Origin of the sequence: Aeromonas enteropelogenes (assembly GCF_020097295.1) — a bacterium.
Classification (GTDB): domain Bacteria; phylum Pseudomonadota; class Gammaproteobacteria; order Enterobacterales; family Aeromonadaceae; genus Aeromonas; species Aeromonas enteropelogenes.
Window position 1 is genome coordinate 2,431,502 of record NZ_CP083625.1, and the last position, 12,449, is coordinate 2,443,950.

Consider the following 12,449-nt stretch of genomic DNA (forward strand, 5'->3'; position numbering starts at 1 on the left):
GCAGCCAGAGCCAGTGTCGCGGGGCGCGAAGGAGGGCTTTCTGCGGCAGATGTGACCGTGCCCGCGCTTTGGCGTGCAGGGGCAGGGCTGGGTCAGAGCCAGCCCAGGTGGTTGAGCCAGCCCTGAATGCGGGTTGGCGTCTCCGCCAGCTCCATCAGGGCGTAGGGGCGATAGTTGAGCTTGTGGCTGCGACGGGTCTCGCTAAGGCGCTCTGCCGCCGCGAGCTGCGGCCATCTGCCGCCTTCTTCCTGATAGAGATCCAGGGTGGGGATGGTGGCCTGGGCCACCTGCTTGGCCAGGGTCTGGTTGCTCTGTTGATTGGGGAAGAAGCCGTCGAGCAGTACCAGCGCATCGGGGGCGGGCAACTGCTCGCTGGCGATGAGGTTGGTGGTCCAGGCAGCCCCTGTGCCCTGGGCCAATATCAGCTTGAAGCCGCCATCTTGCAGCTTGGCCTCGGCCAGCTTGCTGATCCGCTCGGCAAACTGCTTGCGAAAGGCGTCGCTGTCTTTCGCTTTCTTCTCGGCGGCCGGGTCGAGCTCGGCCTGCTCGGGAGAGGGGAGCAGCAGCAAAGTATCGAAGCCCAGCAGGCGAAGATCCCGGGTGAGTTGCCATAGCTGGCCGCTGCGTTGCCAGTCCGGCAGCAAGATGGCGAGCCCCAGATAGTTTTCGCTGTCGTGCTTGGCAAACAGCACCGTCTGCTTGTCGATGCGGGTGACGTCGGGCAGCCCTTGCCAGTCGCTCTCCTGCCAGTGATCGACGGGGGCGGGCGGCGCGACCTCGATGGCTTGCGCGCCATGGCTGGCCAGCATCGTCAGTAACAGCAGTGATAAGGATAATCTGGCCATAGTGTGCTCCCCCGGTTATCTGGGTTAGCGGCCACGGCGTCATTTTCTGAAGGTGCGAGCAAGGGGCAATAAAAAAGCGAGCCGGTGGCTCGCTTTTTTGCATCCTGTTCAAGGGGTCAACTTAGTTGACGCGACGCTTGAATTCACCGGTGCGGGTATCGATTTCGATCTTGTCACCGATCTCTACGAAGGCTGCCACAGACAGCTCGTAGGTAGTGCCTTTCAGACGGGCAGGCTTGGTCACTTTACCGGAGGTGTCGCCACGGGCAGCCGGCTCGGTGTATTCCACTTCGCGAACGATGGTGGTCGGCAGTTCTACGGAGATGGCTTTCTCGTTATAGAAAGTCACTTCGCAGATGTCTTCCATGCCGTCTACCAGGTAGTTCAGCACGTCACCCAGGTTGTCTTTCTCTACGTCGTACTGGTTGTACTCGGTGTCCATAAAGACATACAGGGGGTCGGAGAAGTAGGAGTAGGTGCACTCTTTACGTTCCAGCTGAACCACGTCCAGCTTGTCGTCGGCCTTGAAGACGGTCTCGGTGGCGCTGCCGTTCAGCAGACCCTTCAGCTTCATTTTGACCACGGCGGAGTTACGGCCGGATTTGTTGAATTCAGCCTTCTGGACCACCATCGGCTCGCTGCCGATCATGACTACGTTACCAGCGCGGATTTCCTGTGCGGTTTTCATGTAAAAAATTCCTGTTCGTGAAACGGACGGATAAAAACTGCCAGATTATATACGGCTTTCCAGAAATTTCACCAATCGTGTGACGAGATCCCCATCGTGCTGCAACTTCTGTGACCAGCTTCGCCCATGTTGCTGCCAAATGGCGCTATAGCGTGGCCAGTTAGCCCAGAGTGCGCGGCAATCCTCGCCCCGATTGAGGGCGAGATTGAAGTCGCGCAGCCACTGGCCGCACTCGGCAGGCAGATCGGTAAGATAGTGGTCGAGGAAGTGCGCCAGCTTGATCAGATGGGCCTCTTCCTCCTGCTGGTAGATGTGCCACAGGAAGGGGCGGGCGGCCCACTGGGCGCGTACGAAGGAGTCTTCCCCGCGCACCAGGTTGAGATCGCAGCTCCACAGCAGCCGATCGTAGTCGGCTTGATCCGTCATCGGCAGCAGCTTGATGGCGAGGTTGCCCGAATGGAGCAGATCGCCCGCCCTGGCCGTAGGGATGGCATCTTCCAAACCTGCGCCACGCAGCACGTCGTGCAATGAGCGCCCCAGCGGCAGCAGCAAGGTGACCGGCGTGGCGCTCTGGCACCAGCTTTCGACCAGGCTCACCAGCGCCTCGCTCTCGTAGGTAAAGAGACTGACCCGCAGCTCGTTCTCTTGTTTGGGCGGCAGGCCCAGGCTCGCCCAGTAGGCGGCAAGGCCAGCGTCATCCTGTTGCCAGCGATCCCGCTCGGCCAGCAGCGCACGCTCGCAGAGCAGGCCGCCGGTTCTGGCGCTAAAACCCGGGAAGAAGAAGTATTTGTCGAGGCTCCGGTTGCCCACCCGCTGGGGGGAGGCGAGGCCGTGGCAATCCTCGACCCAACTCTCGGCCGAGAGGTACTCCAGATTGATCCAGCAGGGGGGCGGGCTCTGCTCGGCCATGCGTTCGACAAAGGGGGCGGGCAGCTCGCAGGCAAAGGCCTCGATGACGACCTTGGCCGGGGTGATGTCGGCGGGCAGGGTTTCATGCCAGTGCTGGATATGGATACCCTCGATCCATTGGCCGTCCCGCGCAGGGTTGAGCCCCGGGCAGATGCGGGCGAAGCTCGCCAGATCGTCCACCCAGAGCCGCACCGCACCATGCCCCTCCTGCTCCAGCTGGCGGGCGAGTCGCCAGGTGACGCCGATGTCACCGAAGTTGTCCACTACGCAGCAGAAGATATCCCAGTCGAACCGGGGTAGGGGGCTTGTCATGTCGGGGATCCAGATGCAAAGAAACCGGTGCGCAGGGTAGCACACCGGTTGGCTGGCTTCTAACCGTAAGCAGGTCGCGGGTGGTCTGGTAGATCACTCCTTGCCGTAGACGTTGTTCTCCTGCTCGCGCACCCGGATAAAGGTGGTGCGTGCTTTGTTCAACTCTTTAAGCTGGCTTTTGCCGGGCCAAAGGATTCAAAAGCAGATGAACTCGGTTTACTCCTTGCCGTAGACGTTGTTCTCCTGCTCGCGTACCCGGATAAAGGTGGTGCGCTTGGTCAATTCTTTCAGCTGGCTGGCACCGACGTAAGTACAGGTGGAGCGCACGCCCCCCAGGATGTCGCGCACGGCATTCTCCACCGGGCCGCGATAGGGCAGCAGCACTGTCTTGCCCTCGGAGGCACGGTACTCGGCGACGCCGCCGGCGTGCTTGTCCATGGCACTCGACGAGCTCATGCCGTAGAACTTCATGAAGGGTTCGCCATCCACATCGATGATCTCGCCGCCACACTCCTCATGGGCCGCCAGCATGCCCCCCAGCATCACGAAGTCGGCGCCGCCGCCGAAGGCTTTTGCTACATCCCCCGGGCAGGTACAGCCGCCGTCGCCGACGATCTGGCCACCAAGGCCGTGGGCCGCATCGGCACATTCGATGATGGCGGAGAGCTGGGGATAGCCGACACCTGTCTTGACCCGGGTAGTGCAGACCGAGCCCGGGCCAATGCCTACCTTGACGATGTCGGCGCCGGAGAGGATCAGCTCCTCCACCATCTCGCCGGTCACCACGTTGCCCGCCAGGATGACGTGATTGGGGCAGGCCTCACGGATTTTGCGCAGGAACTCGACAAAGTGCTGGGAGTAGCCGTTGGCCACGTCCACGCAAATGAAGCGCAGCGCCTCGGACATGGCGAGGATCTGGCGGGTCTTGACGAAGTCTTCGTCCGAAGTGCCGGTCGATACCATCACATGACCCAGCAGGGCCGGGTCGGTCTCATTGACGAAGGTTTGCCACTGCTCGAGGCTGTAGTGCTTGTGCACCGCCGTCATCATCTCGAAACCGGCCAGGGCGCGGGCCATGGCGAAGCTGCCGACGGTATCCATGTTGGCGGCGATGACGGGCACCCCCTGCCATTGGGTCCGGGTGTGCTTGAAGGTGAATTGACGGGTCAGGCTGACTTGGGAACGGCTCTTGAGAGTAGAGCGCTTGGGGCGAAACAGGACATCCTTGAAACCGAGCTTCAAGTCTTCTTCGATACGCATTGCAAATTCCTTATTGAGCCTTGAGTGATTCGTCACTGTTGCAGTGGCAAATTTTCGGCAGGCACAAAAAAACCGGGGGTTTTTCAGGGCCTCCGGTTTACAACAGTGTAGGCAAAAATCCCCCCGGAACAAGACTGATATTTCACCAACTGTTATGGTAGCCTTTGGCGTCACAACCTGAGGTTGGCCGATGGTTTCATCCAAGGCTAACCTGGCGTTTCTCTCCCCCCGCCATTTCCCGTCGCCAGACATTGGTTGTCGCCTCGTCATCCCCCTTCGCCCTCCTGGGCTAGCGTCCGGCACAAAGCGATGTCCCCTCGCAAGACAGTGTGATAAGTCTGGGCCTCACCTTGTGAAGATGAGATGGCTGAGGTTGTGGTATGAGCAAGTGGATAGCAGGCACGGTACTGATATGGGCCCTCTGCGGCAGCGCACTGGCGGCGCCGCAGGAAGGACTCGGCTGGGTGGAGAAAGGGCTGATCCTCCCCACCGGCGTGGCGGTCAAGATGAAGCTGGATACGGGGGCGCGCACCTCTTCGATGGATGCCCGGGAGCTACATCAATTCAAGCGCGATGGCAAACACTGGGTGCGCTTCTGGCTGCGGGTGACCGATGTCGACAGCGGCAAACAGGTATCCCAGCAGTTTGAACTGCCGGTGGAACGTCACGTGACGGTGCGCGGCGCCGGGGGCAAGGAGAAACAGAAGCGGCCAGTCGTGACCATGTCCGTCTGTGTGGGGAATCGGGTCTATGAGGGTTGGTTTACCCTGCGGGATCGCAGCAAGATGATCTATCCGGTGCTGCTGGGGCGCCGTATGCTGGAAGAGATGGGGCCGGTGGATGCAGGTCGCACCTTCACTCGCCAGCCGGATTGTCGCTAAATCTGCGCTGCCAATGTGCAGCCAAACAGATGTGCAGCCCAAACAGAGGGGCCGCAGCAAGCGGCCCCTCTTGTTATCTACTTGGTAATCTATTTGGCGCTGACTGACAACGGCAGCCAGAGACTCACTTCCAGACCCCTGTCCGGCAGGTTGTGTACATCGAGATCGGCACCATGCAGCTGGGCGATGCGCGAGACGATGGCCATGCCAAGGCCGACCCCGTCCCCCTGCTGGGGATTGACCCGATAGAAGCGCTCGCACAGTCGTGACAGGGCGTGGTCCGGGATGCCGGGCCCGTTGTCGCTCACATCCACTCTTACCCGGCTTCCCTCCCGCCGCACCTGCACCCGGATCTCGCTACCTGGCTGGGTGTAGCGCAGGGCATTGTCGATGAGGTTGCCAAACAACAGCTCGAGCAGGGTGGCCTGCCCCATTACCCGCAGTGGCGTATCGCTCTCGAGCGACAATTGCTGATCCTTTTGCAGGGCGATGGGAGCCAGGGTCGCCAGGGTACCTTGCAGCAGGTGGCCGATCTCCAGCTCGACCAACACGACCTCCTGCTGGTTGTCGATGCGCGCCTGGGTCAGCAGTTGGCGGATCAGGCGATCGCTGCGATCCAGCGCCTGCAGCATCTTGTGCAGCGACTGGCGGCGGCTCTCCTCATCGTCCGCCGCCAGGGCGTTTTCGCTGTGGATCCTGAGCACCGCCAGCGGGGTGCGCAGCTCGTGGGCCGCTTCGTTGGTGAACTGTTTCTCCCGCTCCAGAGTTTCGGCCAGCGCTTGCATCAGGCGGTTTATCTCGTTGACCAGCGGCGTCAGCTCCTGGGCGTCCGCCTTGAGGTTGAGGGGGGTCAGGTTGGCGGGGTGGCGCTCGCTGATGGCCTGGGCCAGCTGACGCAGGGGGGCCAGGCCATGGGTGATCAGCCACCACAGCAACCCCAGCAGGAAGGGCAGGGTGATGAGCAGCGGCAGCATGGCGAGGGTCGCCATCTTGCTGGCCAGCTCGCTGCGCTCGTCATCCCGCTCCGCCACCACCAGCCAGGTTCGCTCCTCCTCGTTGTAGAGGGTGAAGGTGCGCCAATGGTGGTGATCCTTTTCCACCGTATCGAAGCCGCGAGTCAGGGTGACCAGCGGTTGGCGCGGGGCGCTCGGGGAACTCAGCAGCAGATTTCCCTGCTCGTTCAGCAGTTGAAAGTAGAGGTTGCGTTCGAACTCGTGACCATAGGGGGTGATCTCCCTGTCCTCGCCGGTGATATTGAGGCTCTTGTCTTTCTGCCAGCCATCGGGATTTTGCTGTTCCCACTCCTGATAGATAGTGCCATCCAGGGGGAGCGGCCCCTCCTGTGCCATGTAGCGTGCCAGCAGCTTGTTGGTGATGCGGGCCGACTGGGCAAGACGAGCGTCGAACAGCTCCTCCATCTCGTGGCTTGCCTCCATGTAGCCGATGAAGGTGCTGATGGTGAGGCTCGCGCTCACCAGGGTCAGGATGCCGGTTAGCAGAAAGCGGCGAATGGAGCTCGAGCGTCTCATCGTGCCTGGTTCCGTCCTGCCTGATCGAGCTGGGGAATGATGTAGCCGACCCCGCGGATGTTGCGGATAAGGTCGCTGTAGAACTTCTTGCGCAGGTGGTGGATGTGAACCTCCACCGCGTTGCTCTCGGCCCCCTCATCCCAGCCATAGAGGCTCTGCTGCAACTGCTCCTTGCTCAGCACCCGGCCGCTTTGGCTCAGCAGCTCCAGCAGCAGCTTGTACTCGTGGGGAGTGAGCTTGACCGCTTCCCCCTGATAGGTGACCTGCTGGGATTCGGGATAGATGAGGATGTCGCCATACTCCACCATCGCCTGGGCCTGCCCCTTGCTGCGGCGCACCAGGGCGCGCAGGCGGGCGTTGAGCTCCTGCAGGGCGAAGGGCTTGACCATGTAGTCATCGGAGCCTGCATCCAGCCCGATCACCCGATCGTCGAGGGCATCGCGGGCGGTGAGGATCAGCACCGGCAGCTGGTGCCCCTCCCGGCGCAGCTTGCGCAGCAGGCTTAGGCCGTCGATGTCCGGCAGGTTGAGGTCGAGGATGAGGGCGGCAAATTCGTCGCTCTTGAGGGCCGCCAGGGCGGGCAACCCCTGTTGCAACCAGTCCACCGTGTATCCGCTGTGGCGCAGGGCATCCTGCATGCCATCGCCCAGCATCACGTCATCTTCTACCAGCAGGATGCGCATCTCTCTCTCCATCACGTCAGGGAACAAGCCGGTTACTCGGCTTTACGACATAAACGACTCTGCCCACCAGTATGCAAGCTGGTGGGCAGAGTTTAAATAGCTGTCTGATCAGGCTGGCTTTTTACAGCTTGGCGAGGCGCGCGCGAATTTCGCTGCGGCGACCCTCGTCGGCCAGCTCGCGCCCCGGGCGGGCTGGGGCGGCCAGCGCCTTGTCCAGATAGGTTTTCGCTTCTGCCTTGCGCCCCTGATCGAGCAGGAAGTCGCCATAGAAGAAGTTGGGGTCGATGCCGGTGGGGTTGATGGCGAGCGCCTGCTTGAGCAGCTGCTCCGCCTTCTCGTCATCGCCGAAGCCGACCGGCCAGCCGGGCACCTGATAGTAGAGGGAGCCCAGGCTGGTGTAAGCCGAGCCGTCGAGGGCCTTGGGATCCTGCTTGAGGGCCAGCTCCAGCTTGGCCTTGGCCTCCTTCACCAGCCCGAGCGCCCCCAGGCCGCCCTTGGCGCCGGCCCAGGTGCTCTTGACGATGGCCGACCAGATCAGCAGATCGGTGCGAAAGGGCTCCTTGGCACTGGCCTGTTCGGCCTGGCCGCTCAGGGTCTCCAGGCAGTGCTCCTTGGCCTTGTCGACCTGCTGGTACTGGCAGACGGCCCATTGCTGCTGGATGGGGATCAGGGCATCGTCTGCCGCCTGGGCGCCGGCGGCCCCCAGCAGGATGGCGAGGACGCCGTATTTGCAAGCAATCCGGGTCATATCAGGACTCCTTCTTGGTCGGGATGGAATGGGGCAGCGCCTCATGCGGCAGATGCCGGGCATAGCGTTCGATGATGGGCAGCTGCTTGGCCAGCGCCTTGTCGACGATGCCGGGCAGCAAGGCGTTGAGACGCACGAACAGCTGCTCCGGCCAGCCGAGCCAGCGGCGGCGGGTCTCGTTGCACAGGGCGATAACCGCCTCTTCGGCCACCTCCTGGGGGCTGTCGGTGTGGGTGCCGAGCTCGGCATTCATCTCGTAGGCGGCCTCCGAGTTGAGACGGGTGCGGGTGGCGCGGGGGGCAAAGTGCAGCACCTTGATGCCGCTTCCCTCCAGCTCCCGTCCCAGCGCCTCGCTAAAACCACGCAGGGCGAACTTGCTGGCGCAGTAGACGCTGTAGCCGGGGTAGCCGATGCTGCCAAAACTCGACCCCACGTTCATGATGATGCCAGGTTTGCGCATCTGCGGGAGCAGGGTCCGGGTCAGCTGGATGGGGGCCTCGATGTTGAGCCGCAGCTGCCGTTCCACCTGTTCGCTGCTCTGATCCTCGAGCCAGGCAAACTGGTTGCAGCCTGCGTTGTTGATCAAGACGTCGATCCCCTCTTCCAGCAGGGGATGCTGCAGCAACCTGGCCCGCTCCTGGGACGATCCCAGATCGGCGATCAGCACCTGGTGGCGCTCCGGATGGGGCAGGGACTTTCGCAGCCGCTCCAGTGCCGGACCTCGTCGTCCGTTTAACAGCAGATGGGCCCCCTGGGCGGCCAGCTCCTGCGCCAGCTCTTCCCCTATGCCGCCGCTGGCTCCGGTGAGCAGTACGCGTTTCCCTTCAAGTTGCATGGTATGTGCTTCCTTCACTGTGGGCGGTTCACGCCCGGGCGGTCAGGTTGTAGAGCATCTCGCCATAGAGGCGGTAGACCACGCGGGCGGCATGGATGATGGCGGCCTGGTCGGCAGGGTTCTCCACCCGGTTCATCAGGGATTCGAAGAACTTGAGATGCTCCTGATCCAGGGCACCATGGGAGCTCAGGTAGCTCATCGCCTGGGGAGGCAGTCCGAGCCCGCTCTTGATCTGATCCGCCACCGTCAGGGCGATGGCGACGCTGGTTCCTTCCAGCACCTGCACCATGCCGAAGAAACCCATGGGATTGCCCCGCTGGATCTGGTCGTAGAGGAAGGCCACCATCAGCTCGATGGGCAGACCGGGCTGGCCGTGGCGCACCGCCTCGGCATCCCCGCCGCAGGCGCGGATGTCGCTTAAGATCCACTCCTGATGGCCGTACTCCTCCTCTATGTACTCCTTGATGGCCGCGCGCACCCACTCGTACTCCTGACCCAGCTTGCCACCGGTTGCCATCAGCAGGGGAACCGTGTGGCGCACGTGGTAATAGGCTTCGGTCAGGAAGGCGAGGTAGGTCTCGCGCTGGATGTCGCCACGGCGGCAAGCCTCGATGATGGGCGCATTGAACAGGTGCTCGCGCTCCTGGGAAGTGGCTTGTTGCAGGGTCTGGTAGAAGCTCATGCTGATTCTCCTGTGAGGCCTTCGCTGAGGCACTGGCTGATCTGCCGGGAAAAGTGTTGATAAATCTCGTTGCGACGGGGCCGACCGTTGGCAGTCAGCAGTCCGGGGGACTGATCCAGCGCTACCGGCAACCAGTGGTGCAGGCGGGCGTAGTCGGGCAGCCGGCTGTTCAGTTGTGCGATCTGGCGGGGCAGATCCCCTTCGCTGCCGGGCAGGGGCTGGATCAGCGCCACGTTGGCCGGCTGGCCGTCGCCAAAGACTACGATGCGGGCGATGGCGGGACAGAGCTGGGCCTCGGCCTCTACCCACTCGGGGGAGAAGTTGCGGCCAAAGGCGGTGATCTGGACATTCTTCTTGCGCCCGGTGATGTGCAGGTAACCATCCTCATCCAGGTAGCCGAGATCGCCGGTGGCGATGGTGGCGGCCTCATCGTGGGCGGCATCTCCATGGCCGAGATAGCCCAGCATGGCGTTGCCGCTCACCAGGATCTCGCCATCTCCGGCGATGGTGACCCGGCAGTGAGGCAGGGGGCGACCGACGCTGCCGGGCCTGTCCGCCTGCGGGTTGTTGAGCGCCACCACGGAGCAGCATTCGGAGAGGCCATACCCTTCATAGACGGGCAGACCGGCGGCGCGGGCGCGGGCGATCAGCTCGGGGGCCACCTTGCCACCCCCGACGGCGATAAAACGCAGCCCCTGCAACTGGCGCAGCAGCGCCGGGTTGTTGCCGGCCAGCACCAGCAGCAGGCGCAGCAGCTCGGGCACCAGCACCAGGCTGTGGCTGGGCCAGCGCAGCAGCGCCTGGGCCAGCATGGCCGGGTTGAGGGCACTGGAGCCGGAGAAGCCGATCTCCCCGAGTGACGGGATGCGGCTGCAGGCACCGGTCAGCAGGGGCACGTAGAGGCCGGTCAGGTTCTCGAGCAGGGTCGCCAGCGGCAACAGGGTGAGGTGCTGCTCCACCCGGGCCGGGGCGACCCGTTCTGCCAGCGACTGGCAGACCGCCATCATCCGGGCCAGGGAGAGGCAGACCCCCTTGGGTTGCCCCGTGGTGCCCGAGGTATAGGTGATCTTGGCGGTGCCTGCGGGCAAGGCCGGCGGGTTGAGCGGGACGTGCCGCCACAGGGGGATGGTCAGCTCGCCGGGCGTACCGTCGGCGAGGGAGGTCACCGTCAGCACAAGGGGGGCGGTCGGGTGCCAGTCAGGATGGGACGGGCCCACCAGAGCATCGGCGCCGCTGCTCTCGAGCAACCACGCCTGCTGGGCCAGGCTGAAGAAGTGGGGGACGGGGATCACCACGATTCCCGCCCGGGTGCAGGCCAGATCGATCAGCGCCCAGGGCAGGCCGTTGTCCAGTTGTAGGGCCAGGCGCCGGATCTGCGCCTGTTGCAACTCGTCGGCCAGACGCAGGATCTGCTGCCACAGCTGGCGGTAATCCAGCTGCTGCCGGCTATCCATCAGGGCCGGCTGTGTCGGGTTCTGCTTCGCCGTGCTGGCGATGGCATCAAACAGCGTCATTGGGCGCACCTTTTATCACGAGCCATACGGCAGGTCTCTCGGGAGTCGTCGAACAGGGCGGGCATGGGGGCCAGCAGGTTGAGCAGCAGGCTGCTTTGGGCGAGCACCTCGCGCCCCTGATTGAGGTCACCCACCATCACCCTGGGCTGGCAGCGGTAGTATTCCCCCCAGGCGGCGGCATCTTCTCCCACCTGATGCGCCTGGGCGGGAGCCAGCTCCACCGGATTGAGGCGCAGGCGATGAAAGCTGTTGCGCAGCTTGGCGGTACCGGTGAACACCACGTAGTCGAGGGCGTTGTCGCACAGCAGGCGACAGAGCGCGGCAAACATCAGGCGGGCATTGCCCGGCTCGCTGCAGGCCAGATTGCCCACCTCTATGATGCGCTGGCGTTCCGGGCGTACCCCGAGGCGGGTCTCGATGGCCGCCTCTACGGGGTGCTCCAGATATTGCTCCAGATAGAGCGCCCCCGCGCTGGCCAGGTTGAGACCACAGGCGCCGACCAGTACGCCGTCGGCACGGTAGAGCCCAAGCAGGCAGGGCAGGAAATGGGGAATGCGGGCGTTGAATTCCTGGGTGTAGGCCGCCTGGATATAGGCCTGCAGCGCCATGACCTGCTGCGGGGAGTCGGCCAGCATCAAGCGGTAGGGTGCCTGGATCTCTGTGGTCATGGAATGCTCCTTCTCTTGCGATGAGTTGAGCCTAAAAGGGCAAACTTAAGAAAGCCTTAAGGGGCGCAAAAAGTTGCCATGACCGGATGGAAGTCATGACGGTGGGCAAAGGGCTGCTTGCCTTTATATGCGGTGGCGTGGCGGCGATAAAACAGTTGCCAGCGGCGGGGCGGGCAGGCAATCTGCCCGGCTGTCACTTGCCAGAGGTATCGTCATGTCATCCACCCCCTGCTGCCCCCTGTGTGCCAGCCATCAGGCCTACCCCCTGCCGGTGGCGGGCAAGTGTTATTACCGCTGCGAGCGATGCGAGCTGGTCTGGCTGGATGCGGCGGATCATCTGGATGCCGAGGGGGAGAAGGCGGTCTATGACGGCCATGACAACCGGGTGGGTGATCCCCGTTATCGTGCCTTTTTGATGCGGGCCTTTGGCGAGGTGCTGGCCCGGGTGCCAGCGCCTGCCAGTGGCCTCGATTTTGGTTGTGGCCCGGGGCCGGCCCTGATCGCCATGGGCCAGGAAGCGGGCTATGTGATGGCGGGGTATGACAAGTTCTACGCCGACGAACCGGCGCTGCTGGCACAGCAGTATGACTTCATCACCAGCACAGAGGTGATCGAACACATCGCCGAGCCACGGGTTGCACTGGATCTGCTGTGGCGCTGCCTCAAGCCCGGCGGCATTCTGGTGTTGCAGACCCAGCGGGTGCTCGGTGACGAGCGCTTTAAAACCTGGCGCTATCGCCACGATCCGACCCACATCGTCTTCTTTGCAGAAGCGTCGTTTCGCACCCTGGCGGTCAGCTGGCAGGCAGAGGTTGAGTTTCCCCACGCCGATGTGGCCCTGTTCACCAAACCCTGACCCCGCCATTTTCATTTGGCGATGAGTTGGGCATGCTGA

At 63.1% G+C, this 12,449-nt stretch carries 13 protein-coding genes; 2 read left to right on the forward strand and 11 right to left on the reverse strand.

Features of this window, described 5'->3' with window-relative positions; translation table 11 throughout:
- Positions 1–92 precede the first annotated feature (92 nt).
- The 4 genes from LA321_RS11465 to LA321_RS11480 all read right to left on the reverse strand — a co-directional run bounded on the left by LA321_RS11465 (position 93) and on the right by LA321_RS11480 (position 4,014).
- Positions 93–845, reverse strand: coding sequence for a DUF3530 family protein (locus LA321_RS11465; protein ID WP_042072310.1), 753 nt, complete (start codon positions 843–845; stop codon positions 93–95).
- A 121-nt stretch (positions 846–966) separates the two neighbouring features.
- Complete coding sequence (gene efp / locus LA321_RS11470; RefSeq protein ID WP_026457209.1) at positions 967–1,533, reverse strand: elongation factor P; 567 nt, start codon at positions 1,531–1,533, stop codon at positions 967–969.
- Positions 1,534–1,578: 45 nt separating this feature from the next.
- On the reverse strand, positions 1,579–2,754 hold the full coding sequence (earP, locus tag LA321_RS11475; RefSeq protein WP_042072309.1) for an elongation factor P maturation arginine rhamnosyltransferase EarP: 1,176 nt from the start codon (positions 2,752–2,754) through the stop codon (positions 1,579–1,581).
- Positions 2,755–2,970: 216 nt separating this feature from the next.
- Complete coding sequence (locus tag LA321_RS11480) at positions 2,971–4,014, reverse strand: GMP reductase (RefSeq protein WP_026457207.1); 1,044 nt, start codon at positions 4,012–4,014, stop codon at positions 2,971–2,973.
- A 380-nt stretch (positions 4,015–4,394) separates the two neighbouring features.
- Between LA321_RS11480 and rloA3 the strand changes: the two genes are divergently transcribed.
- Entirely contained in the window at positions 4,395–4,895 is a 501-nt protein-coding gene (gene rloA3, locus LA321_RS11485) for a retropepsin-like aspartic peptidase RloA3 (protein WP_042072308.1), read from the forward strand.
- A gap of 89 nt (positions 4,896–4,984) precedes the next feature.
- Here rloA3 and LA321_RS11490 read toward each other — a convergent pair whose 3' ends face one another.
- The 7 genes from LA321_RS11490 to LA321_RS11520 form a co-directional block, all read right to left on the reverse strand.
- Positions 4,985–6,424 carry an ATP-binding protein gene (locus tag LA321_RS11490; protein WP_042072307.1) on the reverse strand — a complete coding sequence of 480 codons (1,440 nt, stop codon included), beginning with the start codon at positions 6,422–6,424 and terminating at the stop codon, positions 4,985–4,987.
- On the reverse strand, positions 6,421–7,107 hold the full coding sequence (locus tag LA321_RS11495) for a response regulator (protein WP_042025697.1): 687 nt from the start codon (positions 7,105–7,107) through the stop codon (positions 6,421–6,423). The genes LA321_RS11490 and LA321_RS11495 overlap by 4 nt, the downstream gene beginning before the upstream one ends.
- Positions 7,108–7,228: 121 nt before the next feature.
- Positions 7,229–7,855, reverse strand: a complete 627-nt coding sequence (locus LA321_RS11500) for a tetratricopeptide repeat protein (RefSeq protein ID WP_042072306.1) — start codon at positions 7,853–7,855, stop codon at positions 7,229–7,231.
- Position 7,856: 1 nt separating this feature from the next.
- A complete protein-coding gene (locus LA321_RS11505) occupies positions 7,857–8,690 on the reverse strand; it encodes an SDR family oxidoreductase (RefSeq protein ID WP_042072305.1) in 834 nt (277 codons plus the stop codon).
- A gap of 28 nt (positions 8,691–8,718) precedes the next feature.
- Positions 8,719–9,372 carry a TenA family transcriptional regulator gene (locus tag LA321_RS11510; protein ID WP_026457851.1) on the reverse strand — a complete coding sequence of 218 codons (654 nt, stop codon included), beginning with the start codon at positions 9,370–9,372 and terminating at the stop codon, positions 8,719–8,721.
- Positions 9,369–10,886 (reverse strand): AMP-dependent synthetase/ligase, encoded by a 1,518-nt coding sequence (locus tag LA321_RS11515; RefSeq protein WP_042072303.1) that lies wholly within the window; start codon positions 10,884–10,886, stop codon positions 9,369–9,371. Before LA321_RS11515 ends, LA321_RS11510 begins: the two co-directional genes overlap by 4 nt.
- On the reverse strand, positions 10,883–11,554 hold the full coding sequence (locus LA321_RS11520; RefSeq protein WP_042072302.1) for a thermostable hemolysin: 672 nt from the start codon (positions 11,552–11,554) through the stop codon (positions 10,883–10,885). Before LA321_RS11520 ends, LA321_RS11515 begins: the two co-directional genes overlap by 4 nt.
- A 214-nt stretch (positions 11,555–11,768) precedes the next feature.
- Here LA321_RS11520 and LA321_RS11525 point away from each other — a divergent pair, with 214 nt between their 5' ends.
- Positions 11,769–12,410: a class I SAM-dependent methyltransferase gene (locus tag LA321_RS11525; RefSeq protein WP_042072301.1), complete on the forward strand. Its 642-nt coding sequence runs from the start codon at positions 11,769–11,771 to the stop codon at positions 12,408–12,410.
- The last annotated feature ends 39 nt before the right edge of the window (positions 12,411–12,449 follow it).